Source organism: Camelimonas fluminis (genome assembly GCF_014656355.1).
Taxonomy (GTDB): domain Bacteria; phylum Pseudomonadota; class Alphaproteobacteria; order Rhizobiales; family Beijerinckiaceae; genus Camelimonas; species Camelimonas fluminis.
The window spans coordinates 1-23,650 of record NZ_BNCG01000023.1 but is presented as its reverse complement, the minus strand read 5'-3'; the positions used below and the strand labels follow the sequence as shown (position 1 = coordinate 23,650).

The following is a 23,650-nucleotide window of genomic DNA, read 5'->3' as shown; positions in this document are numbered from 1 at the left end:
AATGGGGGGCGCCAGTGAAGGCGCGCGTCATGACCCTGCGGCTGCGGCTGGTGCTCGGCTTCATGCTGGTCAGCGCCCCCGCCATGCTGGCTTCGGCCTATGTCGCGGCGACGCTGATTTCAGGCGCGTTTGAAGCCAACGTGGCGCAGTGGCTTGGCGAAACCTCCCGGTTCTTCCGCCTTGAAGTGGTCGAGGCCGCCCAGGAGGCGCGCCGCGTCGCCGGCGTCATCGCCCGGCGCATGGAAAGCAAGCCTGATGCGGAGCTGAGCGCGCCGCGCTCCATCCGGCATCAGTTCGAGCTGCTCAGTTCGGTCGGCTATGACCTGATCGCCATCTACCGGCCTGACGGCGAAATGCTGTACGCGTCGCGCCCGTTTCAGGTCGCCGATGGTCTGCCCACCACAACGGGCGAGGGCCTGTTCCGCATCATCGCCTCCGACAGGCGATGGCTGATGGCGGGCGCCGTCCAGCGCGTCGACATTCACGGTCAACCGGTGAATATCCTTGTCGGAACCTGGCTCGATGAAAGCTATCTGGGCGGCATCAAGGTCGTCACCTCCCTCGACGTGCGCCTGTTTGCCGACTTCGGCGGCCAGCTGGCGTCGGTGTTGCGCACCCATGAAGGCGCCTCAACCACCATCCCGGACGCCATAAGATCCCGCTTGGCCGCTGGCGAAAACGAGATTTTCGTCCCTGACGCGGATGGCGGCGCCTACCGGGCTGTCTATGCGGGGTTTCGTGACGTGCGCGGCAAACTCGCCGCCATCAGCTTTATCGGCCTGCGCAGCAGCGAGGGCCTGCTGGCGCAGCTTGGCCGCGAGAGCCTGTTCCTTGGCATCTTCATTTTCGGCAGCGTCATCTCGATCATCGCCGGCCTGGTCATCTCCGGCCTGCTGGCGCGCCCCCTGCGCGACCTGACGCGGGGCGTGCGCGCCATCGCCGCCGGCGACTTCCGGCATCGGGTCGACGCAAATCGCGGCGGCCGCGAGATCGTGGAGCTGGCCTCCGGTTTCAACGGCATGGCGGAGCAACTGGGCACGCTGCATGAACTGGAAAACGAACTGAGGCGCCGGGACCGGCTGTCCGCCCTCGGGCAGGCGGCGATGGTCATCGCCCACGAGGTGCGCAATCCGCTCGGCATCATCAAGACCTCGACGGAAGTCGTGCGCAAGCGCACCCACCTGCCGCCATCGGAAGATCGCATGCTCGGTTATGTCATCGACGAGGTGCGACGCATCGAAACGCTGGTGAGGGATTTTCTCGATTTCGCCCAGCCGCGCCCGCCGGTGCGTGAGCCTCTGGCGCTCCGTTCGGTCATCGACCGGGTCGCCGATTTCGCCGCGCCGGAATTCGCCAGGCGTCGTATCGCGCTTCGTATTCAGGACGACAGCGACGGCGCCATGATCAACGGCGACGCCGACCAGTTGCATCAGGCCTGCCTCAATCTGGTTCTGAACGCCATGGACGCCATGCCGGCCGGCGGCCAGATCCATGTGACGCTGACGGCGGACGCCGCGACGGCGGCGCTCACCATCCGTGATGAAGGCCCTGGCGTCGCGGAAAATATCCGCGCCGACATTTTCAATCCCTTTTTCACGACCAAAGCGAAGGGCTCGGGGCTTGGCCTCGCCAAAGTACAGGGCGTCGCGGCCGCCCATGGCGGCGCGGCCTCCTGCGATGACGTGCATGGGACTGGAGCGTCCTTCACCATGATCTTCCCCCTTCTCCGCAGCGGAACGGCGACATGAACCATTCCATTCTCGTCGTCGACGATGAAGAGCGCCTCGCCATTGTGCTGGCGGCGGCGCTGGAAGACATGGGGCACGCCGCAACCGCCGTGGGCGGAGCCCATGAAGCCATGCAGCGACTGGAGCGGGAGCGCTTCGATCTGGTGCTGACCGACCTGCGCATGCCTGACATGGACGGACGCGCCCTGCTCGGGGAAATCCGCCGCCGCTGGCCAGAAACGCCGGTCATCATTCTCACGGCGTTCGCCACCGTGCGCGACGCGGTGGAGCTGGTGAAGGAAGGCGCCTTTGACTACATCGCCAAACCGTTCGAGATCGACCACGTGGCGGCGACGGTGGCGCGCGCGCTGCGCCTCGCCGACGTGGTGCGCGACAATGAGCGGCTGCGCGGCGAACTCGACGGGCGCTACAATCTTGGGACCCTGGTTGGCGACAGCGCGTCCTTCCGCAAGGTGATCCGGCAGATCACCGAAGTCTGCGAGACCCGGGCCACGGTTTTGCTCACCGGCGAGAGCGGCTCCGGCAAGGATGTGGTGGCGCGCGCCATCCACTTTAACAGCCCGCGCCGCAACCAGCCGTTCATCGCCGTGAACTGCGCCGCGTTGCCCGAAAACCTGCTGGAAAGCGAGCTGTTCGGCCATGTGAAAGGCGCCTTCACCGGCGCCACGGCCAATCGCATTGGCCGCTTCGCCGCCGCTGACGGCGGCACACTGTTCCTTGACGAGATCGGCGACATGCCCATTGGCCTGCAGGCCAAACTGTTGCGCGCCGTGCAGGAGCTGACGTTCGAACCCATCGGCGCCAACCGCAGCCAGAAGGTTGACGTCCGCCTGATCGCCGCGACCCACCAGGACATGCGCGCCGCCGTGACGGAAGGACGGTTCCGCGAGGATCTTTTCTACCGGCTGAACGTGTTTCCTGTGCGCCTGCCGCCCCTGCGGGAGCGGGCCGGCGACATTCCCCTGCTCGCCGCCGATTTTCTGCGGCGGCTGGCGGATTCGATGGGAAAACGCATTACCGGATTTTCGCCCGCCGCCCTCTCCGCGATGAGCGCCCACGACTGGCCCGGCAATATCCGCGAGTTGCACAATTGCGTGGAGCGGGCAGTGATCGTGGCGCGCAATCCGGTGATCGATCTGCCCGACCTGCCCCAGGATCTGTTCAGCAACGTCAGGCGTGGCGGTCGCGAGGGCCTGCCCCAGGATCTGGACGCCGAGCTGGAGCGGATCGAGCGGGATTTCATCATCGACGCCCTGCAACGCGCCAACGGCGTGCAGGTGCAGGCGGCGAAGCTGCTTGGGGTGAGCGAGCGCAGCCTGTGGCACCGCATCAAGAAGCTCGACATCAGGCTGGCGAGAAAGGTGGCGGAATGACCATGCGCTGGCTTTTCCTGCTGTCAGCCGCCGCGCTCTGCGCCAGCCTGACGGCGCCCCTGACCGGCGCCCTGGCGGAGGACGCCGCCCCGAAGCCAGCGGCCGTTGATGACGGCTGGATCGTCACGCTCGGGGGCGGCTTCCAGCTTGGCCCCAAATATGACGGCGCCAGCAAGGCCGGCTTTTCATACAGCCCGTCCATCAGCTGGCGTCGGGCGAACGAGCCGGAAGGGTTCAGCGCTCCGGACGACAGCCTCGACTTCTCCCTGTACGATTCCCGCAGTTTCAGCTTCGGCGCCGTGCTGGCCTACCGGGCCGGCCGCTACGCCGCCTCAACCCCACGGCTTTATGGACTGCGCGACCTGCCCTGGACTGTCGAAGGCGGGGTCTTCGCCGAGTACTGGCCCATTCTGGATCGCCTGCGCACGCGCATAGAAGTTCGCCAGGGCATGTTCGGTCGCTACGGGTTGAGCGTCGACCTCTCGACGGATTGGGTTTCACGCTTCAACAACTTCACCTTTTCCATCGGCCCGCGCCTGTCGATCGGCGACTCTACCTACATGCGACGCAACTTTGGCGTCACGCCGCTGGAAGCCGCCGTCAACGGGTTGATGCCGGCTTACACCGCGGGCGGAGGCGTCAAATCCGTCGGCCTCACCTCGTCCCTGGAATATGCGTGGTCGCCTGCCTGGCGCACCAGCATCTTCGCCCACTACGAACGCATGACCGGCAACGCCGCCCGTTCACCGCTGGTGAGCGATATCGGCCAGCGCAACCAGTTCAGTATTGGGGCCGGGTTCAGTTATGCCTTCCGGAGCGGCGACTAGAACGCTATCTATCGATGAATTTCATTGTAAACATCGACATTAACTGAGAATTACATCAATTTTATCATGATATTTCAGAAATATCGCAGATTGAGCAAGTCCGCCACGACAATTCAACAGGCCGCCCGCTCATGACTGACATTGATCAATCGATCTTCAGCATCCTGAATGCAGGCCCCGCCCCCAACGGCATTGTCGTGTGGCTGGCGATCGTCGCCGCCAGATACGTCATTCTCGCAATTCCCGTCTACATGGCCTTCCTCTGGATAGGTGGCGGACGGCGCGACCGGCTGACGGTGATTGCGTTGCTGCTGGCCCTCGGCATGGCGCTGGCGGTGAGCTATCTCATCGGCCAGGCGGCGTTCCGGCCGCGCCCCTTCATGCTGGGGCTGGGTCATCAACTCATCGAGCACCGTGAAAGCGCGTCGTTCCCCAGCAACCACGGTCTGGCCTTCGCCGTCTGGGCCAGCGTGATGTTCATGCTGCGGCGGTTCCGCGTCGCCTGGATCGCGGTCCTTCTTGGCGTGATCGTCGCCTGGTCGCGCATCTACCTCGGCGTCCATTTTCCATTCGACATGCTTGGCGCCGTCCTGATCGCCATTCCCATCGCCATGGCGTCGTTGTGGGTCATGGCCCGTCATGGCGACAGCTTGCTGGACGCGCTTGAGCGCCTACAGCGGCTGGCGCTGCACCCCTTCAGCAAACCGGATCACGGCCCGTGACGTCGACCAGAGAACAGCCGTTCATGGACAAGCTTCTGCGCAAAACCCTGTCGTCGCTGGTCCGCCGCGGCGCCTTGCAGGTGACCCTGCCCGACGGGACGCGGTTTACCTGTGGCGATGGAACCGGTCCCCAGGTCGCCATCCGCCTCACGGACAGGCGCGCCATGCTGGCGTTGCTTCTCGACCCCGAAATGCAACTGGGCGAACTGTTCATGAACCGGCGGCTGCTGGTCGAACAGGGGACCATTTACGACTTTCTCGCTCTTGTGCTGGCCGGCGCCCGCGACCAGCCTCCAGCCTGGTGGGAGCGCTGCCTCGACAAGGCGCGCTTCCTGCTGCGCCATGTCACCACCCGCAACGACCGGCGGCGCTCGCGCGCCAATGTGGCGCATCACTACGATCTGGACGATCGGCTCTACGCCCTGTTTCTTGATCGGGACTGGCAATATTCCTGCGCTTATTTCGAAACGCCGGACCAGGACCTGGAGGCGGCGCAACTGGCCAAGAAGCGCCATATCGCCGCCAAGCTGGTTCTGGAGCCAGGCCATAGCGTCCTCGACATCGGCTGCGGTTGGGGCGGCATGTTCCTGTATCTGACGGAGATCGCGAAAGTCCGTGAAGCTTTTGGCGTCACCCTGTCGACGGAGCAGCTTGAGGCGGCGACCCGCCGGGCGCGTGAGGCCGGCGCCGAAGGACGGGCGCGGTTCGCATTGCAGGACTACCGCGACGTGACCGGCGCATTCGACCGGATCGTCTCGGTCGGCATGTTCGAGCATATCGGCCCGCGTTTCTTCGAAACCTACTTCCAGACCTGCCGGAAACTGCTGGCCGCGGACGGTGTGATGCTGTTGCACACGATTGGTTGCTCGGACGGTCCCAATCACCCCAATCCCTGGATCAACCGTCACATCTTCCCGGGCGGCTACCTGCCCCCCTTGTCGGAAATCCTGCCGGCGATCGAAAAAGCCGGCCTGATCGTGACCGACGTCGAAGTTCTCCGGCTGCACTACGCCCGCACCCTGCAAGCATGGCGGGAACGCTTCATGGCGCGACGCGACAAAGCCCTGGCGCTCCATGGCGAGCGCTTTTGCCTGATGTGGGAGTTCTATCTGGCGATGAGCCAGACGGCGTTCGAACACCAGGACGTCGCCGTGTTCCAGATCCAGATCGCCCGGCGGCAGGACGCGGTTTCACTGACGCGCGACTACATCGTGGAGCGGGAAAACACGCTGCGGGCGCGCGAACCTAGCTTTGCTGACACAGGTCATCAAGCTTAACGACTGGTCCGAAATTGCGGGACCACCTCTGACATAGGGGCACTAAGCACTCATTTACAGGCTCTGGCTCCCTTCTTCAGCGCGTTTTAGGAAAAGCAGGGCCCATTCGTTCCGGAACTGCGCTGGAAACATGCATCACGGCAGTTCGCGGAGCCACCATCGATGTCGCCATGATGTGTTGGTCATCTGCGCCTGATGTCTATGCCCGCAACTTCCCGATCAAAGGTATCCGGCGTTATCCCGTCCTGGCGCAGGAGATGTTTCTGCACCTTCGCAGTCGGCGTCTTTGGGAGGTTGTCAACAATCCGTATGTAACGCGGCGTCATGAAGTGCGCCATGCGAGCGGCCATGAAGCGGACCAGATCACCGCAGTCGATGGCGACGCCAGGCGCAAGCGAGATGACCAGCATCACCTCGTCCTCCCCGAAGGCGCTCGGCACAGGTATTGCGGCCGCCTCGCGCACCGCAGGGTGCTGCATGGCTTCCGTTTCCACCTCGAACGATGAAATGTTCTCGCCGCGTCGCCGGATCGCATCCTTCTGGCGGTCGACGAAGAAGAAATTGTTGTTGGCGTCCCTGCGGAAGGAATCGCCCGTATGGAACCAGCCATTGCGCCAGGCCGCCGCTGTCGCCTCGGGATTTTTGTAATAGCCATGGTTCATCGCCCATGGCGTATCCGTCCTGATAATCAGCTCACCGACAGAACCGGCTGGCGTTTCGCAATCGTTCTCGTCGACCAGCCGCACTTCAACGCCCGGGCGCGGCTTGCCTGAGGTTCCTGGCAATACCGGATTGCGTTCCGAAATCAGCGGGGTCGAAATCTCGGTCATGTTGAACACGGTGTACACCTCGACGCCGAAACGGCGCGCGAATGCCTCCGCATCGCCCGACAGCGGAATGATGACGGCGATCCGCAACCCGTGGCCGCGATCGCTGTCAGCGGGCGGGGCGTTCATGAGAAACGGCGCCATTGCGCCCATCAGGCCAACGGCGGTCACGCCGCTGCGCCTGACCACCTGCCAGAACGTCCCGGTCTCAAAACGCTCCACCAGGGCGATGGAAGCGCCGCGCAGCATCATGGCGTACACGCAGCTTGTCCCGCCGATATGGAACAGCGGCAGGTTGATCAGAAACCGGTCGTCGTCCCGCAGCCATTGCCAGCTTTGCGGTCCGGCCAGCGAGGTCAGGTGCATGTAGGACGACAGCACCGCCTTTGATGGCCCGGTCGTTCCCGACGTAAAAATGATCGACTGGGTGTCCCAAGGCTCAATCGGCCGCTCGAGATCAAGCGGATCAGACGTATCCTCATCGAGAATGGATGACGGAAACGTCTCAATTCCCAAAGCTGCGGGCATGTTGTCGCCAAAAACGACGGCCTGCGCCAGTTGCGCCCGGTCAATCTCCGCCAGCCTGGGCGCCAGCTCTGCGTCGAGCACGATGAGCCGTGCATCCGACAAGGCGACCGTATGGGCCAACAGCGCGCTGCGATAGGCGACATTCAGCGGCACATAAACGGCGCCAATGTAGTTGATGGCGAACCAGACCCGCAGCATGTCGAGGCCATTGGGCAGCCAGACCAGCACGTGCTCCCCCTGCTTCACGCCAAGCCGCCGCAGGGCGCCGGCGGTGGTCCGGGTCATGGCGCGCATCCGGGACCATGTGACCTCCTCTCCATCGGGCAGCCGGACGAAGATCGCTTCGGGCGTCTGGCCAGCGTGATGGTCAAGGACATCACGCAGCACACAGGCTTGGCGTGGCGGAAATCTGGGATCGTGCATGGCCGCTTTCCTCGCTGCCAGAGCCGGATCCATTTCCATCCAACCGCCTTGCGGTTCAATGGATCAGGGTCGCGCGCTGGTCAGAATATCGGGTCTCGACGCCGCGCCGGGCGTCCGGGGTTTCGCCACGGCTCAACCGGGTGTGGCGTAGCCGCCGCTGACGCTGACGATCTGGCCAGATACATGGGCGGCGGCCGATGAGCTGAGGAACACCACCATGTTGGCGATATCCGTCGGCGTTCCCAGGCGCCTGAGCGGGATCGCCGCCTTCACCTTCTCCAGCTGTTCAGGCGTGAACGGCTGGGCGGAGGCGGACCACAGGCTGCCCTTGCCCAGCGAAGCGGCGTCCTCCGGGATAATGACGCCTGGCGCGACAGCGTTGGCGCGGATGCCGTAACGGCCATACTCGCGGGCGAACGCCTTGGTGAAGGTGTTGATGGCGCCCTTGGCGGCGCCGTAAACGGTTTCGCGCGGCTCGCCAAAGCTCGCGTCCGAGCTTGTGAAAACGATGGCGCCGGAACGCGCCGCGACCATGCCCGGCGCAATCGCATGGGTCATGGCGATGGCGCCCATCAGATTGACGTCGATCAGCTTGCGCCAGTAGTCCGGCGTCTGTTCGGCGAAATACATGGGGCGCGCCCAGCCGGCATTGTTCACCAGAACATCGACGGCGCCAAAATCCGCATCGATGGCGGCGGTCGCCGTGGCGATGTCGCTGGCGGAGGTTACATCGGCGACCAGCGCCGTCGCCATGGCCGCTCCGGTCGCCCGCGCCATTTCAGCGGTGGCGCGGGCCTGGTCGCCGTCGAAATCGACAATAGCGATCCGGGCTCCCTCCGCCGCGAAACCACGGACGATGGCGCGGCCAATGTGCGAGGCGCCGCCTGTTACCACAACGACCTTACCGGCCAGCCCGAGTTCCATGGGTGTTCCTTCCATCCTGTCGCCCGGGGCTGGCGAACCAGCGCCCGGCTTTTCACTTTGCCGTCGGCATCAGGCCGGGTAGCTCGCGCGCCCTGCCTTGCCTCCTGTGCCGTCTCGTCTCCTGCGCTGCCTCAGAGCGCGTAACCGCCGTCAACCATCAGGCTCTGGCCGGTGATGAACCCGGACGCATCGGAGGCGAAGAAGTCGACGGCGTTGGCGATGTCATCCGCGCTCCCGAGGCGCTGAAGCGCGAGGACCTTTCGCGTCGCCTCGAAATAGGCGTCGGTAAAATCGCCGGTCGCGACCAGCTGGTGATACATGCCGTCGGTAATGACGCCGACCCCGACAAGATTGGCGCGAACGCCAAACCGGCCCTCTTCCGCCGCGATGGCGCGGATCACCGCTTCGATCGCCGCCTTGGGCGCCGCCGACATGACGTCGCGCAACGCGGCGCGGCGGATCGCCGGCGTGCCGAGGGCCACCATCGCCCCCCGATGCTCACGCAATTGCGGCAACGCAGCCTGGAGAAAATTGTAGGCGCCAAACACATCGGTCGACACGGTTTTCTCGAACAGCCCGGGCGGCAGGCGGCTGACATGCCGCATGTCGATGTAGGGTCCGGCGGCATAAACGGCGGTGTGGACGCCGCCGAACTCCCTGGCCGCGACCCCATAGGCCGCAGCCACGGCCTCCGCGTCGCGCAGGTCAAGCTGGACGGCCAGCGCCTTGCGGCCCTGGGCCTGGAGCTCGGTCACCGCCGCGTCCGCGCTGTCGCGATTGCGATTGTACGTGACGATGACATCCGAGCCGCTCGCGGCCAGTTTGCGGGCAATGGCCCGGCCGACGCCGCCGGATCCCCCGGCAATGATCGCCGCGCCGCGGATATAGCGGGCCGCCTTTTCATCAGACATAAACAGGCTCCATACGGATAACTGGCGCGAGACGTCGCGCCTGCGACGTCAGACGTGGATGCGCATCAGACATGGGTGAGGATGAGTTCGCCCGACGCACGCTGGGGGGTGATGGCGCCATCCGCCGAGATGATCTGGTCGAGCGCCGCAGCCACCCCCGCATCGCGCAACGCCGGATTGAAGTATCCTGGCGCCGTCGCCGGGAAGATCCTTGCGAAACGGCCGCCGCCTGCGCTCATGATTTCGCCATCCAGCGTGCAGTGTTCATGACAGAGCCAGGCGAGTAGCGGCATGACGGCGCTGGCGGAGAAATGGGCGGGATCCGCATGGGGCATGCAGCGCAGAACCGCGTCGCCATTGCCCCCGGCGATGGTCGCCGCCAGCACATTGATGCGCACGTCATGCGCCCGGTTCTCGGCTGCGGCGGTGCGCAGCAGCGCGGCGATCGCCGCCGAGCAGATGGCCTCGCCAGCGCAACCCGGTTCGGGAAAGACGCCAGACGCCCCAGTGACCCAGGCGATGCGCCCGTAGTCCTGGGCCCGCATGTGCGGCAGGGCCGCCGCCAGAGCGTCAGCGGCGTCATCAATGGCGGTGACGGCGGCTGCATACGCCGCCCCGCCATCGACAATGGCCACGGGCGCCAGATGCGGCGTAACGCCGGCAACAATATCGATCCGGCCGAAATGGCCGATGGTCGCGGCGACCGCCGCCGCGCCGCACCCAGCGCAGGCTTCCACCGCAACCCCTGACGCCGTGTCCCCTGACGCCATGGCTTCTCCGCCAGAACCCACGGACCGCGCCATACGCTCCGCCAGCGCCCCGTCCGCCGCGCCCAGCATAATTCTGGCGCCGCGTGCGGCCAGGTGAGCGGCTATGGCCGCGCCAGCCCCGGTTTCAGCCCCACACACCAGCGCGACCCTGCCGTTGAAATCGAGATGTTGATCCATGTCGCTCACCGACCGTAAGAAAAGTGACGCGGCGCGAAGTCCTGCATCATCAGGCGATAGGCGATGCTTGAGCGCGGCCAGTTGGCGTGCGCGTAGCCTGATCCGTCGCTCCACCATGAGACGCACCCCTTGTTCTGGGTGGTCTTCGCATAGGCCTTCTGGATGTCGTCGCAGAAGGCGTCGACCTCGGCCTGATTGGGCTCCATCCAGGCAAAGCCGCTGCTTTCGAGATATTGCAGGGCGTTGACAATGTAGCCGCATTCCGCCTCGATCATCTGGAATGTCGACGTCAGGCCGGCGGTGTTCGGGCCCAGCAGGAAGAAGAAATTCGGCATGCCGGCCGTCATGATGGTGCGATACGTCGTGATCCGCCCGGCCCATGCCTCGGCCAGCGAACGCCCGTCGCGGCCACGCACATCGATCTCATTGCGGATGTCGAATGCCTTGAACCCGGTGGCGAAAACGATCGCATCCACGGCGATGCGACGACCGTCATCCAGGATGATGGCGTTGCGCTCCACGTCCCGGATCGCGCCCTCGACCAGGGACACGCCCGGATTATTGAACATGCGATAGTAATCGTTCGATAAGGTGGGGCGTTTGCAGGTAAAATTGTAGGCCGGGGTCAACGCCGCCTGCATCTCCGGATCGGCGACCTGCGCGGCGATATGATTGCGCGCCCGGGTCTCGGCCAGGCGGTTGATTGCGCTGCCTGGCGTAATCATTTCCATGCCGGTCGTTTCCCACCCCTTCCACAATGCCCAGCGTTTGGCGCGCAGCAGCGCGGGATCATTGCGGAGGGCTTCGATGTCTTCGTGTGAATAGGGTGGATTACTTTTTGGCCCCACCCATACCGGAGAGCGCTGGACCACATGCAGATGGCTGGCGATTTTGGCGATTTCCGGCGCGCATTGCACCGCCGAAGCGCCGGTGCCGATCATGGCGACGCGCTTGCCGGCCAGATCCACATCCTGCGGCCATCGGGCGGTGTGAAACGCCGGCCCGGCGAACGCGGCGAGGTTGGGCAGATCCGGGACATGCGGCGTGTGCAGGCCGCCCATGGCGGAGATCACCACGTCCGCCAGGCATTCCTCGCCGTCCGACAAGGTCAGGCGCCAGCGCGTCCCGTCGAATTCCGCCTGCCTGACAGCCGTGTTGAAGCTGATCCGCTTGGTGAGGTCGTAGTCGTCAGCCACGTCCCGCAAATACCGGTGGATCTCGCCGCCAGGCGCGAACTCTCGCGACCAGTCCGCCCTGGGGGCGAAGGAATAGGAATAGAGATGGGAAGGCACGTCGCATTCCACGCCAGGATAGCGATTGTCCCGCCAGGTGCCGCCGACATCATCGGCCTTCTCGAAGATCCGGAACGATCCGATGCCGGCGCGATCAAGAAAAATGCCCGCGCACAGGCCCGATATACCCGCGCCAATAATTGCAACCCGATACGCGTTCATGGCGCTCCCCTGTTCCTGTCACGGACCAGGCTAGGCGGATGTCCGCAGCGCCATAACCCTCGTTTCCGAGGGGGCGGAACCGTCCAAGGAGCGGAACCGGGCGCGCCGGCAGGCTCAGACGCCAATCGGCCCGAGCATGCCCAGTTGCGCGGCCAGCGCCACGGCATGGGTGCGCGTGGAGGCGCCCAGCTTGCGCACCACATTATCGAGGTGGAAGCGCACCGTTGTGGTTGAGACGCTGCAGATCTCGGCCACCTCCCGCTCGCGGTAGCCCTGGGCGGTCAGCCGCAGACACTCCCATTCCCGGGGGGTGAGGCGCGACAGCTCCTCGCCCCCCAGCCCACGGCGTCCGCCGGACTGGCGCAGGATGATCGCCATGAAGAAATGGCCGCACGCCAGCAGTTCCGGCGTGCAACTGGCGATGATTTTCCGCGCCTCGGCCACGCTGGCGCCGCTCGCCCACGTCATCATCGCCACCTGTCCCCTGGGCAGATGCAGCGGCGTCGTGATCATTGAGGTTATGTCCAGGCGCCCGACGATGGTCGTGGCGCGGCGCTGCTCAACGGGGGCGCCCGTGGCGTCGCTTGAGGCCGGATCGGTGGCGAACGGCAGATGCTCAAAGCGGCAGCGGATATAGAACGGCATCTTTAGCGTCGCATGGTTGTTCCACCACAGCTGCATGATCTCGTCAGGCCAGCCCTGCTGCCGGTGAAACCTGTCCATCAACGGATCGAAATGCGGCCGCGACAGGTCCGGCGACCAGGCGATCCGCGTCGCGCCAATGGCCTGGCCAATGCGCTCCAGAACCGGCGTGGCGTCATCCATGTCCGTGCAATCCCGGAGGGCCTGCACCTCTTCACGAATGCGATGTGCGATCTGCATGAAGCCTTCGTCCCTCCCGGGGAACCATTTTTATCCTGCACATTTCGAGGGGAGATTTTTCCATATCCCCCCTTACGCGCGCCCTGGGCGGGGTTCCCGCGGAGCGCTTTCACGCAGGCCCCGGGCCGTGCGTGCTCTATTTGCACGGCGGCGGTTATGTCATTGGCTCGCCCCATTCGCACCGACATCTCACCAGCCGCCTGGCGCAATTGCTGGAGGGCGAGGTGTTCAGCCTGGATTACCGGCTCGCCCCGGAGGCGCCCTATCCCGCCGCCGTGGAGGATGCGCTCGCCGCCTGGACGGCCCTGTCCGCCATGGGCGGACGCCCGGTCGCGGTCGCCGGCGATTCTGCCGGAGGCGGCCTCGCCTGCGCCCTGACGATGGCCCTGGCGGCGCGGGGCGAAACGCCCCCCGCCTGCCTGGCGCTGTTCAGCCCCTGGGTGTCGCTGAAAACCTCGGCCGACAGCTATGACCGGCTGGCGGCGCTTGATCCGATGATCTCGCGGGCCACGGCCGGCTTCTTCGCCAGGCTGTACGCGCCCGGAGAGCGACATGGAGAGCCGCTGGCGTCGCCGCTCTATGGCGATGTGACGGGTTTTCCGCCGACGCTCATCCAGGCCGGCGGCCGCGAAGTCTTTCTTGACGACATCCAGGCCTTCGCGGCGCGGTTACAGCAGAACGGCGTGGTCGAACTCTCGGTCCAGCCAGAGATGTTCCACGTCTGGCACCTCTACTGGCCACGCCTGGCCGAGGCCCGCGCCGCCCTGGCGGACGCCGCGCGATTTATTGAACGACATCACCGAACCAGCCCGTAAACGACATCTGACGCGCCTGGCGTCATGCGGATGGCCCATGCACGAGCGGAGCCATGAAACGGCGCATCTGGAGGGGAGGATTGAAATGATCAGAAAAAAGACAAAGCAGATCGCCGCATCGATCGTTGCAGCGGCCCTCGCCTGTTCCAGCGCCAGCGCCGGCCCCGCCTACGACGAGGGCGCCAGCGACAGTGAAATCCGGATCGGCAACGTGGCGGCGGCCAGCGGCCCCCTCGCCATCTACATCACCTACCGGGAAGCGCTGAAGCGCTGCTTTGACAAGATCAATGATGACGGCGGGATCAACGGCCGCAAGATCCGTTTTCTTTCGTACGATGACGCCTACAATCCGTCGCGCACGGTGGAGCAGACCCGCAAGCTCGTCGAATCCGATGGCGTGTTGTTCCTGATCGGCGGCGTCGGCACGGCGACAAGCCTGGCGGCCGCGCCCTATCTCAGCGCCAAAAAGGTTCCCCATCTGTTTGTCGCATCAGCCGCAAGCAAGATCGCTGACGCCGCCGCCTATCCGTGGATGATGGGATGGCAGCCGGTCGCAGCCCAGGAAGGGGCGATTTTCGCCCGGCACATGCGCGCTGCCGCAGCCAGCGCCGGAACGCCAGCCAGCATCGGCGTGCTTTACCAGAACGATGATCTTGGACGGGATTTTCTCGCTGGCCTGAAGGACGGGCTGGGAACGGACGCCCAGGCGCGGCTGGTCTCCGCGCGACCATACGAAGCGGCTGATCCCACCATCACCTCGCAAATCGCCCAGATAAAGGCGGCGGGGGCCGACACAATCTACCTCGCGGCGACAGGAAAATTCGTCGCCCAGGCGATCAAGGCGATCCGGGAGCTTTCATGGAGCCCGGTCATCTATCTGCCCTACATTGCCAACTCGCCGGACATTGTGCTGAAGGCGGCTGACCTGAAGGGGGACGAGAAGCTGATCTCATCGGCCTTTCTGAAGGACCCGGGCGCGCCGGCGAAGGCGCAGGACAATGATGTAAAGGAATGGCTGTCCTGGATGAACAGCCACTACCCTTCAGGCAACAAGGCCGAGGTCTTCAATGTCTGGGGCTGGTCCATCTGCCAGACCACAGCGCATGTGCTGCGCAAGGCCGGGGACAACCTCACCCGCGCCAATGTCTTGGCCATGGCCAATGCGCTGGACGCCTACAAGCCGCCCATGGTGCTGCCTGGCATCGCCATGTCGTCCAGCCCAACCCAGCACCGGCTGACAAAATGCATGCAAATCCAGACCTTCCGTGATGGCCGGTGGAACGCCGCCGGTGAAACGGTCTGCTCCGACTGACGCCAGCGCCCCGCACGCGGGGGGCTTGCTCCCGGGAATGCCCCCGGAGCGCGCATTTGAGCATTTTCGATGAAAACCAGCTCACCAAAATGCTCCAGGTGGTTAGTCCCGGCATTTGATGGTGCGGATTCAGCTTAAATCTGGCCGGCTCGTTTTGCCATATTTTGCAGATGTATTCGTATGGAGTGAGGCCGCGCAGGGCCTTCAATCGCCGGCCGTAATTGTAGGTGTCGATGAAGTCATTGAGGTGTGCGATCAGTTGATCGTGGCTGTCGTAATGATAGCGCTTGACCCTCGCTTCCTTGATGGTGCGGTTTATCCGCTCGACCTGTCCGTTGATCCAGGGGTGTTTGATTTTGGTGAGCCTGTGCTCGATCCCGTTCTCACGACACCGCATGTCGAACATATGCGTCATATAGGTCGCGGTAGGACCGTCGGCATAGCGGGGCGGATATGTGAACTGGATGCCGTCATCCGTCAGGACGGTGTGTATTTTGTAGGGAACAGCGGCAATCGGGGCGACCAGGAAGGCAGAGGCTGATGTCCTGCCTGTTTTGGCGACAAGGTGGACAAACGCAAACTTGCTGGTCCGGTCGATCGCCACATACAGAAAAAGCTTGCCTTCCGCCGCGCGCACTTCGGCGATGTCGATGTGAAAGTAGCCAATCGGGTAGGTTTTGAATTTGCGTTTCGGCTGCCTGTTGCCTGCCACATCGGGCAATCGGCTGATCCCGTGCCGTTGAAGGCAGCGATGCAGGGACGAGCGAAATGCGGGATCGTGCCCTGCAGGGCATAGAGCCAGTCATCAAGCGGCAACAATGTGTGTTTGCGGAAAGCGACGATGGTCGCCTCGTCCTCGACTGTCAGTACACTTGAACGAGGATCCCTTGGTCTGGTCGGCAAATCCTGGGTCGCAGTCCGCTTCTTCCATTTCGCCACGGTCGTCTGATTGATCCCGTAGCGCTTCGCCAGCGCCCTCAGGCTCTCTTGACTATGCTGTATCGCTCTACAGACCGCCTCTGTCGTGCGGGCGCTCCCGTGCAGAATTTGCCCCATAGCGCATCCTTCCACTCTGGCGAGAATAATGCACCATCAAATACCGGGACTAAACATTTTTTAGAGCGCATTCCAGCATCCAGCATCCAGCATCCAGCATCCAGGCTGATCAACCAGAATTTGCGCATAGCCAAGTTGTCTCAATGCATTTTCCGATCACGTCATCAAAGACGTGCCTGGGATATCCAGTGGCTGCCACCGCTTCGAAATCGCGCGCAAAAATGTCGTTTGCTGACGACATCGGAGAAAAAATACTCGTCCCAAAGGGTCACGACAGCACAGAGTTTCAAATACTCTCCGGAGGGGTTGAACTACCATATGCGGAATCTCTAGCTTGCTCAGCATGACTTGGATGCAAACGTTCATATTACCGGTCAAAGCAGCAGTTCTTTCCCATTTGGGCAGCAAGACGAGGTTCGGCAATGACGCGGCGACAAGGCCAGATGCGGCTTGGAGCTTTTCATTATATTTCTGGCAATCACATAGCCGCGTGGCGTCATCCTGATGCCTCTCGCGATGACCGGCTGGAAGACTTCGTCAACTTTGCCTGCATGGCTGAATCAGCGAAGTTTGACGCGATTTTCCTGGCCGACAGCGTCGACGTACGGCTGTTGCATCCGGATGGCGCGGCGCGCAAGGCGCACACCGGCATTACCCCCTTCGAACCCCTGACGCTGCTGTCTGCCCTGGCCGCGGTCACCAGTCACATCGGGCTGATCGGCACCGCATCCACCACCTTCAGCGATCCCTACAATCTGGCCCGCCAGTTCGCCTCGCTGGATCACATCAGAGGCGGACGCGCCGGCTGGAACCTTGTCACCTCCAACGACCCGGAAGCCGCCCTGAATTTTGGTCACGCGGGCCCCGGCGGCATTGGCCATCGGCTGATCGTCGGCACGCCGGATTGCCGATGACATTGAGGCGTGGTTCCGCGCCGGCGCCGCCGATGGCTTCAATCTGATGCCGGACGTGTTGCCAGATGGCCTCGACAGCTTCGTCGACACGGTCGTGCCGCTACTCCGCGAAAAATGCATCTTCCGCCAGGCCTACACAAGCTCAACCCTGCGCGAGCACTTCGGTCTCGCGCACCCGGCAGCGAGTGTCGCGGCCTCGCGTCTTGTGGCCTGAGCCCTGCGTTTCCCGGCGCAAGCGGCATGCCCTGCGCTGAAAAAGCTCCAGATCATGTTCTGTGAAACAAAGGTCACAGAACATACTCCATCTTTCTGATTTTACGCATTTTCATCACGAAGTGGGATCCACTTTTCTCGAAAATGCTCCAGACCAATAAAGACAAGCAATCCCGGAGCAACAATGTACGCCCGTTCCAATAGTACCGACCGATCCGGTCATCACAAACTGAGCGAACAACTGACCGCTCGCCGCCTGATGCTGCTGGCGGGCATCGCAGGCGCAGGCATGTCGCTATTGGCCGCCCAGCCGGCAGCAGCCAATGAAACGCCGCGTTCGGGCGGAACGCTGACATTTGGCGTCACGACCGAACCCGTCTGCTTCGACCCGCATCGCTCTGTTCAGCAGAACTCGTATATTATCATTCGCAATTATGTGGATTCACTGGTCGCCAAGAATGCAGACGGTCGTTTCCTGCCGTGGCTGGCGAAAAGCTTTCAGAAATCCGCCGATGGCAAAACCTATGACTTCATCCTACGTGATGATGTTGTTTTCCATGACGGAGAAAAATTCGACGCCGCCGCAGTAAAAACTAATTTCGACCATGCGCGCGATGCCAAAAACGCTGTTCCCGCTGGCGAATTACTACAGTCAATCGAGCAGATTGAGGCTGTAGCCCCGCACCACCTCCGCCTGCATTTGCAACAGCCAGACACTGCGCTGCTGGAGTCGATCGCCAGCGTACGGCTTGGCCTGCTGTCGCCAAAGGCCTTGCAAGCCGGGGCGCAGCTTTGCGGCGGCGGCCCGGCGCTCGCCGGCACCGGGCCTTTCCGGTTTGCGGGCTATACGCGCGGCCAGTCCGTCGCGCTTGAACGCAACGCCGCCTACAATTGGGGTCCAGGCTATGCAAAGCATAATGGCCCCGCCTATCTTGAGAAGGCGACCATTCGCTTCCTGCCGGAGTATTCGGTGCGGGCCGGCGCCCTGTCATCTGGCCAGATTGATGTCATTGAGGGCGTGCAGCCGACCGATGTCGGGCAGTTCAAGGACCAGCCTGGCTTCCAGTTCCTCACGGGGCCATCGGGCGCCCAGACCGCCTTCACCCTCAATATCAACAACACCATTGAGCCCGCTACCGACGTGCGCGTGCGCCAGGCCCTGCGCGACGGCGCCGACATCGAAGCGCTGGTGAAAAGCGTCTATCGCGGCACAGTGCGGCGCGCCTGGTCGAATATCGGCCCGGACAATCCACTCTACAACAAGGCGCTTGAAGGTTCCTGGGGCCTGAACGTCGCAAAAGCCAACCAACTGCTTGATGAAGCGGGCTGGACCGGCCGCGACGCGCAAGGCTATCGCACGAAGGATGGCAAGCGCCTGGGCATTGAAGTTGGCTATCCGCAGCCATTCGTTCGCGACAGTCGCGACGTGCTCATCCAGGGCGTCCAGGCGCAATTGCGCAAGAACCTCGGCTTTGATCTCAAGCTGCGCATCATCACCGGCGGCGAATGGGGCCAGCAGCTGCGCGAAGGCACGTGGACGATCTATCCCAACACCTATCTGCCGGCTGATCCCGTGCGTGAACTCGAAGGTAATATTGGCCGCACCGGCTTCATTCGCGCCGTTTCAGACAAGGGCGACAAGGAGCTGTTCGGTCATATCGAAAGCGCCCTGCGCGCCACCACAGCCGACGACAAGCTGAAACACGTTCATGCAGCGCAAAAGCGGGCGGTCGATCAGGCGGTTATCGTGCCGCTGTTCGCCGCAAGTTACCAACTCGCGGCGCGCGACAAGGTGCGTGGCCTCTCATTCGAGGCCCAGCTTGACTCGCCGTCGAACCTCTACGACGTCTGGGTGGCTCCATGACATCGACCCGCGCGATGATCACGAAGCGGATCGCGCCGCGGCTGCTGACCGGATTGCTGGTGGCGTGGGGCGCCGTGACCGCCGCTTTCATCGGTATGCACGCATTGCCAGGCAGGGTTGAGGATATTCTGGCTGGCGACATGTCATGGCCAGGCCTGCGCGAGGCCATCGCCCAGGAATGGGGCCTCGATCAAAGCGTCTGGAGCCAGTACGTCGGCTTCATCTGGCGCATTGCCCAAGGTGATTTCGGCACATCCTATGTGATGCGGCAACCGGTCGCTGATGTCATAGGCCCGCAGATCTGGCCGACGGTTCATCTGGCGCTCAGCGCCGGCATTCTGGCCGTTGTGCTGGCGGTGCTGGCGGCGACCCTCACAGCAGGGCGCGGACGCATCGCCCGCGCGGCCGCCAGTCTGATCGAGCTGGCCTGCGTTTCGGCCCCAGTATTCTGGATCGGCCTGCTTCTGCTGCTGGCGTTCTCTTTCACCCTGCGCTGGTTCCCGGTGTCCGGCGCCGACGGCTGGCGCGCACTGGTATTGCCTGCCGTGACCCTCGCGCTGCCCACGGCGGGGCTGCTGGCCCAAGTATTGCGTGAAGCCATGGAAAAGGCGCTGGTGCAACCCTTCGTGGTGACAACGCGGGCGCGCGGCATCGGTGAGACGTTGTTGCGTCTGCGCCATGTCCTGCGGCACGCGGCGTTGCCAGCAGTCACTCTGGGCGGCTGGCTCGTCGGCGGGCTGCTTGGCGGCGCAGTGATCACTGAAAAGGTGTTCGGACGCCCTGGGCTCGGCACGGTCACGCTCAACGCCGTGCTGTCGCAGGATGCGCCAGTTGTGCTGGCGGTCGTGATGCTGGCCGCGCTGATCCACGTGCTCGCATCCACTGCTCTCGATGTCGCTTACGTGTTCATTGATCCAAGGCTGAAAGTCCAATGACAGAGATGTCCTCTCGCCTGTCCGGCCCGGCCAGTCACACTGTTACGGCGCGTTCCGTGTGGCCAAAGCCTATAAACACCCTGATCAATGCCCTGATAAATTTCCTGACACGCCCACGACGCCTCGCGCCGCTGCTGGCCTGCGCGTGGATGATCCTGATCGCAGGCTTCGCCTTCGCGCCGCACTGGTTCACCGCTTATGATCCGCTGGAAGGCGATGTGCTGGCCTCGCTGGCCGCGCCCGACGCCGAACACTTTTTGGGCACGGACAAACTGGGGCGCGATGTGTTCGCCCGCATTGTTTACGGCGCGCGCTTCTCACTTGGCGTTGGCCTCGGCGCCGTGGCCATCAGCGTGGCGTTTGGCGTGCTGCTCGGCCTGATCGCTGGCCAGCGTCAGCGCGTACTGGATGAAGGCTTTTCCCGCCTGTTCGATGTGGTGTCAGCCTATCCTGGCGTCCTGCTCGCCATGTTGCTGATTACGTTCCTTGGCGGCTCGCTGGTCAATGTCGCGATCGCGGTCGGCATCGCCGGCATCCCCAAATTTGGCCGGGTTGTGCGGGCCCAGACGAAGGCCGTGCAGGACGCTGATTATGTCGTGCAGGCCAGCATCTATGGCCGCAGCAGGTTTTCGGCGTTTCTCGTGCATGTGGTTCCCAATGTGCTCACCGTTGTGCCAGTGGTCGCCACCATCTCTGTCGGGACGGCCATCCTGACCACATCCGGGCTGAGCTTTCTTGGCCTCGGGCCGCAGCCGCCAACGCCCGAATGGGGCCTTATGCTGGCGGAAAGCCGGGATTATCTGCGCACGGCGTGGTGGACAGGGGTGCTCCCGGGCATCGCCATTACGCTGACCGTCATCGCCTTCGCCGTGCTTGGCGGGTCGTTACAGCGCCATATAGAAGGCCGCGCCCCATGAGCAACGCCAGACGCCCTGCCCCGCTCGTCGATATCGCGGGCCTCACCATTTCCTTCCCCAACGACCGTGGCGTCCAGCACGCTGTCGCGCGCAATGTCAGCTTCACCATCTCACCCGGAGAATGCGTCGCCATCGTGGGTGAAAGCGGCTCTGGCAAATCGGTCACTGCCCGCGCCCTGCTCAACCTGGTTGGCGGCAACGCACGGATTGAAGCTGAGCGCTTTCTCATCAATGGCGCGGATGCCCGCGCCTTCAACGCCAGCCAGTGGCGCCGGGTGCGCGGCGGCTTCGCAGGCCTCGTCATGCAGGACGCGCTGACATCGCTTGATCCGCTGCGCACGATTGGCAAAGAGGTGGCCGAGGCCGCCCAAATCCACGGCCTTGCCCGTGGCGCCGCCGCCCTGCATACACTGGCGACGGCGACGCTGGCGCGCGTGGGCGTCCCCGATCCTGAGGAGCGCGCGCGCCAGTACGCCCAGCAATTGTCCGGCGGCTTGCGCCAGCGTGCGCTCATCGCCGCTGCGATCGCCGGTCAGCCCCGGCTGATTATCGCCGATGAACCTACGACAGCACTTGACGCCAGCGTGCAGGCCCAGGTGCTCAGCGTGTTGCGGCAACGTCGCGATGAAGGCGCCGGGCTACTGCTCATCAGCCATGATCTCGCTGTGGTGGCCGGCATTGCTGACCGTGCGATGGTGATGCGCGATGGTGTGGTGCTCGATTCAGGGCCAACACAGGAGGTTCTGAATGCGCCGCGCCATCCGTGGACCAGACGGCTTATCGCCGCCTCGCCCTCCGCATCCACCCACGGCTATCGCCTGACGCGCCCGGTTACAGCGGGTGGCGCCAATCTGGATGCCCGCGAGCCGCTTCCGCCGCGCGCCGCGCCAGATCTTGCCCGACCGGTGCTGGAGGCGCACAATTTGCGCAAGCATTATCGCACAACGGCTGGCGGCGTATTCACGGCCCTCGATGGCGTGTCTTTCACAGTCAATGCGGGCGAGGTGCTGGGCCTTGTCGGTGAATCCGGCTCGGGCAAATCGACCTGCGCAAAGATCGCCCTTGGCCTGCTGGAGCCAGACGACGGCGAAATCCACCTGCTTGGCGCGCACTGGACCGGGATGAAAGAGCGCGCGCGCAAGCATTTGCGCCGCAAAATGCAGTACATTCCGCAAGATCCACTCAGCAGTTTTGATCCACGCCACACCGTTACTGACATTATCGGCGAAAATTTACGTGCATTTTCCGGCATGTCCCGCCGTGAACGCGTCATGGATCTGCTCGCCCTGGTTGGCCTCGACGTCCATTACGCCAGCCGGCGCCCAGGCCAGTTGTCTGGTGGCCAACGCCAGCGCATTGCCATCGCGCGGGCGCTCGCCGCCGATCCCGCCATCATCATTTGCGATGAGCCGGTATCTGCGCTCGATGTCAGCATCCAGGCCCAGGTGATTGATCTGCTGGCGGATCTACAAGCCCAGACGGGCGTGGCGCTGTTGTTCATCACCCATGACCTTGGCTTGGTGCAGCATGCCGCCGACCGGGTAATCATCCTGAAGGATGGACGGGTTGTCGAGCAAGGCGACGCCCGGGCCATTTTCCGCAACCCGTCGCACAGCTACACCGCCGAACTCGTCGCGGCATTGCCGCGCCTAGGGTTCGGACTCATAACCAGTAGCTGATGGTCGCTGCGATGCAGACTGTGGCCATGAAGTTTACGGCGCTGCGGTCATATCGGGTCGCGATCCGGCGGAAGTCCTTGAGGCGGCAGAACATGCGCTCAATCGCATTTCGCTTCCGATAAAGTACTGGTGAAAAACAGCTCTTCCAGATCCGGCTGGCCCCTTGGGCGGAATGTTGGGCGCAACTCCCATGTTCTCAATTTTCGCGCGCACCGCATTGGTGTCATAACCCTTGTCGCCATGCAGGATGTCGGTGTGCGGCATGTACTCGAGAAGCGTGTCTGCAGCGGTGCAGTCGGCAACCTGCCCACCCGTGAGCAGGAAGGCGATGGGCCGGCAGAAAGCATCGGTCAGGGCGTGGATCTTCGTGGTGCGACCGCCCCGCGAGCGACCAATCGCCTGCGCCCGTTCCCCCCTTTTCCGCCAGCGGCGCACCGGTGGGCTTTAACCGCCGATGAATCGATCAGGACCTGAGCCGGAGGGCCGCCCGCTGCCGCCAGAGCGTGGAAGATGTTCTGCCAGATGCCCTTGTCCGCCCAGCGAACGAACCGGTTGTAGAGCGTTTTCCTCGGCCCATAGATCGGGGGCGCATCCACCCAGCGGCAGCCCGATTTCAAGACATGCACAATCCCGCTGATGACGCGTCGGTCGTCCACCCGGGCCTTGCCGCGGGTATCTGTTGGAAGATGCGGCTCAAGCCGCGCGAACTGCTCGTCCGTCAGCCAGAAAACGTGCGTGTCCATCCGATGGCTCCCTTCGGGAGCCTTGAATCAGAAAGCGCTTAAAAGCGAAACTGTTTTTATGGGTCCGGAGCCTAGCATGAAGGGCGGCCGCTTCCAGTTCACGCATGACGAGACAAAGTCGCTCGCCGCACTGGCTCGTATCGCGAAGGACATGGCCGAACGCGATCTGGTGCTCGGGGATATCTGGGACATCGACGGCAAGCAGAGCTATCTCGATCAGCTTGAGCACGAGGGCGTCCTTCCCAAGGAAACAGGCACAGCGAAGACAGTTGAACCCGCGATGCCGACCGAGAAGCCTGCTGTACGTCGTCAGAACATTTGGCGCAGATCGCGGCGTAAATTAGCGGAGTGCGGGCCTC

18 protein-coding genes and 4 pseudogenes are annotated in these 23,650 nt (G+C 63.5%); 14 read left to right on the top strand and 8 right to left on the bottom strand.

Annotation, left to right across the window (positions count from 1 at the left end; all coding sequences use genetic code 11):
* Positions 1-29 precede the first annotated feature (29 nt).
* The 5 genes from IE243_RS17760 to IE243_RS17740 all read left to right on the top strand — a co-directional run bounded on the left by IE243_RS17760 (position 30) and on the right by IE243_RS17740 (position 5,947).
* Entirely contained in the window at positions 30-1,748 is a 1,719-nt protein-coding gene (locus tag IE243_RS17760) for a sensor histidine kinase (RefSeq protein WP_191320719.1), read from the top strand.
* Positions 1,745-3,121, top strand: coding sequence for a sigma-54-dependent transcriptional regulator (locus IE243_RS17755; protein ID WP_191320718.1), 1,377 nt, complete (start codon positions 1,745-1,747; stop codon positions 3,119-3,121). Before IE243_RS17760 ends, IE243_RS17755 begins: the two co-directional genes overlap by 4 nt.
* A gap of 2 nt (positions 3,122-3,123) precedes the next feature.
* Positions 3,124-3,948 (top strand): MipA/OmpV family protein, encoded by an 825-nt coding sequence (locus IE243_RS17750; protein WP_191320717.1) that lies wholly within the window; start codon positions 3,124-3,126, stop codon positions 3,946-3,948.
* A gap of 131 nt (positions 3,949-4,079) precedes the next feature.
* Complete coding sequence (locus IE243_RS17745) at positions 4,080-4,670, top strand: undecaprenyl-diphosphatase (RefSeq protein ID WP_191320716.1); 591 nt, start codon at positions 4,080-4,082, stop codon at positions 4,668-4,670.
* Positions 4,671-4,693: 23 nt separating this feature from the next.
* A complete protein-coding gene (locus IE243_RS17740) occupies positions 4,694-5,947 on the top strand; it encodes a cyclopropane fatty acid synthase (RefSeq protein WP_191320736.1) in 1,254 nt (417 codons plus the stop codon).
* Positions 5,948-6,129: 182 nt separating this feature from the next.
* Here IE243_RS17740 and IE243_RS17735 read toward each other — a convergent pair whose 3' ends face one another.
* The 6 genes from IE243_RS17735 to IE243_RS17710 all read right to left on the bottom strand — a co-directional run bounded on the left by IE243_RS17735 (position 6,130) and on the right by IE243_RS17710 (position 12,843).
* The gene (locus tag IE243_RS17735) at positions 6,130-7,725 is read right to left on the bottom strand and encodes an AMP-binding protein (protein ID WP_210319896.1); all 1,596 of its coding nucleotides are present in this window, start codon (positions 7,723-7,725) and stop codon (positions 6,130-6,132) included.
* Positions 7,726-7,857: 132 nt separating this feature from the next.
* Positions 7,858-8,649: an SDR family NAD(P)-dependent oxidoreductase gene (locus IE243_RS17730; RefSeq protein ID WP_191320715.1), complete on the bottom strand. Its 792-nt coding sequence runs from the start codon at positions 8,647-8,649 to the stop codon at positions 7,858-7,860.
* A 131-nt stretch (positions 8,650-8,780) separates the two neighbouring features.
* Positions 8,781-9,560, bottom strand: coding sequence for an SDR family NAD(P)-dependent oxidoreductase (locus IE243_RS17725; RefSeq protein WP_191320714.1), 780 nt, complete (start codon positions 9,558-9,560; stop codon positions 8,781-8,783).
* Positions 9,561-9,625: 65 nt separating this feature from the next.
* The gene (locus tag IE243_RS17720; protein WP_191320713.1) at positions 9,626-10,507 is read right to left on the bottom strand and encodes an SDR family NAD(P)-dependent oxidoreductase; all 882 of its coding nucleotides are present in this window, start codon (positions 10,505-10,507) and stop codon (positions 9,626-9,628) included.
* Positions 10,508-10,512: 5 nt separating this feature from the next.
* Positions 10,513-11,961: a flavin-containing monooxygenase gene (locus tag IE243_RS17715; protein ID WP_191320712.1), complete on the bottom strand. Its 1,449-nt coding sequence runs from the start codon at positions 11,959-11,961 to the stop codon at positions 10,513-10,515.
* Positions 11,962-12,075: 114 nt separating this feature from the next.
* Positions 12,076-12,843 (bottom strand): helix-turn-helix transcriptional regulator, encoded by a 768-nt coding sequence (locus IE243_RS17710; protein ID WP_191320711.1) that lies wholly within the window; start codon positions 12,841-12,843, stop codon positions 12,076-12,078.
* Between the two features lie 26 nt (positions 12,844-12,869).
* On the opposite strand from IE243_RS17710, the gene IE243_RS17705 reads away from it, so the two are divergent.
* Positions 12,870-13,658 (top strand): alpha/beta hydrolase, encoded by a 789-nt coding sequence (locus IE243_RS17705; RefSeq protein ID WP_308432077.1) that lies wholly within the window; start codon positions 12,870-12,872, stop codon positions 13,656-13,658.
* Between the two features lie 85 nt (positions 13,659-13,743).
* On the top strand, positions 13,744-14,970 hold the full coding sequence (locus IE243_RS17700; RefSeq protein ID WP_191320709.1) for an ABC transporter substrate-binding protein: 1,227 nt from the start codon (positions 13,744-13,746) through the stop codon (positions 14,968-14,970).
* A gap of 106 nt (positions 14,971-15,076) precedes the next feature.
* Here IE243_RS17700 and IE243_RS17695 read toward each other — a convergent pair.
* Positions 15,077-16,026: pseudogene (locus IE243_RS17695) on the bottom strand (IS481 family transposase); the annotation flags it as partial.
* 422 nt (positions 16,027-16,448) lie between these two features.
* On the opposite strand from IE243_RS17695, the pseudogene IE243_RS23870 reads away from it, so the two are divergent.
* The 6 genes and pseudogenes from IE243_RS23870 to IE243_RS17665 form a co-directional block, all read left to right on the top strand.
* Positions 16,449-16,883: pseudogene (locus IE243_RS23870) on the top strand (LLM class flavin-dependent oxidoreductase); the annotation flags it as partial.
* 103 nt (positions 16,884-16,986) lie between these two features.
* A complete protein-coding gene (locus IE243_RS23865) occupies positions 16,987-17,154 on the top strand; it encodes a hypothetical protein (protein ID WP_191320707.1) in 168 nt (55 codons plus the stop codon).
* 183 nt (positions 17,155-17,337) lie between these two features.
* A complete protein-coding gene (locus IE243_RS17680) occupies positions 17,338-19,017 on the top strand; it encodes an ABC transporter substrate-binding protein (RefSeq protein WP_191320706.1) in 1,680 nt (559 codons plus the stop codon).
* On the top strand, positions 19,014-19,952 hold the full coding sequence (locus IE243_RS17675) for an ABC transporter permease (protein WP_244643251.1): 939 nt from the start codon (positions 19,014-19,016) through the stop codon (positions 19,950-19,952). Before IE243_RS17680 ends, IE243_RS17675 begins: the two co-directional genes overlap by 4 nt.
* Before the next feature lie 149 nt (positions 19,953-20,101).
* Positions 20,102-20,869 carry an ABC transporter permease gene (locus IE243_RS17670; RefSeq protein WP_210319895.1) on the top strand — a complete coding sequence of 256 codons (768 nt, stop codon included), beginning with the start codon at positions 20,102-20,104 and terminating at the stop codon, positions 20,867-20,869.
* Positions 20,866-22,548, top strand: coding sequence for a dipeptide ABC transporter ATP-binding protein (locus tag IE243_RS17665; protein ID WP_191320705.1), 1,683 nt, complete (start codon positions 20,866-20,868; stop codon positions 22,546-22,548). Before IE243_RS17670 ends, IE243_RS17665 begins: the two co-directional genes overlap by 4 nt.
* Here IE243_RS17665 and IE243_RS17660 read toward each other — a convergent pair.
* Positions 22,532-23,291, bottom strand: a pseudogene (locus IE243_RS17660) (IS5 family transposase). The gene IE243_RS17665 and the pseudogene IE243_RS17660 overlap by 17 nt on opposite strands.
* 76 nt (positions 23,292-23,367) lie before the next feature.
* Here IE243_RS17660 and IE243_RS17655 point away from each other — a divergent pair.
* Positions 23,368-23,650, top strand: a pseudogene (locus tag IE243_RS17655) (hypothetical protein); the annotation flags it as partial.

Coding starts and splice junctions, on each gene's coding strand:
- IE243_RS17760 (WP_191320719.1), top strand. CDS start 30: ATGACCCTGCGGCTGCGGCTGGTGCTCGGCTTCATGCTGGTCAGCGCC.
- IE243_RS17755 (WP_191320718.1), top strand. CDS start 1,745: ATGAACCATTCCATTCTCGTCGTCGACGATGAAGAGCGCCTCGCCATT.
- IE243_RS17750 (WP_191320717.1), top strand. CDS start 3,124: ATGCGCTGGCTTTTCCTGCTGTCAGCCGCCGCGCTCTGCGCCAGCCTG.
- IE243_RS17745 (WP_191320716.1), top strand. CDS start 4,080: ATGACTGACATTGATCAATCGATCTTCAGCATCCTGAATGCAGGCCCC.
- IE243_RS17740 (WP_191320736.1), top strand. CDS start 4,694: ATGGACAAGCTTCTGCGCAAAACCCTGTCGTCGCTGGTCCGCCGCGGC.
- IE243_RS17735 (WP_210319896.1), bottom strand. CDS start 7,725: ATGCACGATCCCAGATTTCCGCCACGCCAAGCCTGTGTGCTGCGTGAT.
- IE243_RS17730 (WP_191320715.1), bottom strand. CDS start 8,649: ATGGAACTCGGGCTGGCCGGTAAGGTCGTTGTGGTAACAGGCGGCGCC.
- IE243_RS17725 (WP_191320714.1), bottom strand. CDS start 9,560: ATGTCTGATGAAAAGGCGGCCCGCTATATCCGCGGCGCGGCGATCATT.
- IE243_RS17720 (WP_191320713.1), bottom strand. CDS start 10,507: ATGGATCAACATCTCGATTTCAACGGCAGGGTCGCGCTGGTGTGTGGG.
- IE243_RS17715 (WP_191320712.1), bottom strand. CDS start 11,961: ATGAACGCGTATCGGGTTGCAATTATTGGCGCGGGTATATCGGGCCTG.
- IE243_RS17710 (WP_191320711.1), bottom strand. CDS start 12,843: ATGCAGATCGCACATCGCATTCGTGAAGAGGTGCAGGCCCTCCGGGAT.
- IE243_RS17700 (WP_191320709.1), top strand. CDS start 13,744: ATGATCAGAAAAAAGACAAAGCAGATCGCCGCATCGATCGTTGCAGCG.
- IE243_RS23865 (WP_191320707.1), top strand. CDS start 16,987: ATGCCGGACGTGTTGCCAGATGGCCTCGACAGCTTCGTCGACACGGTC.
- IE243_RS17680 (WP_191320706.1), top strand. CDS start 17,338: ATGTACGCCCGTTCCAATAGTACCGACCGATCCGGTCATCACAAACTG.
- IE243_RS17675 (WP_244643251.1), top strand. CDS start 19,014: ATGACATCGACCCGCGCGATGATCACGAAGCGGATCGCGCCGCGGCTG.
- IE243_RS17670 (WP_210319895.1), top strand. CDS start 20,102: ATGATCCTGATCGCAGGCTTCGCCTTCGCGCCGCACTGGTTCACCGCT.
- IE243_RS17665 (WP_191320705.1), top strand. CDS start 20,866: ATGAGCAACGCCAGACGCCCTGCCCCGCTCGTCGATATCGCGGGCCTC.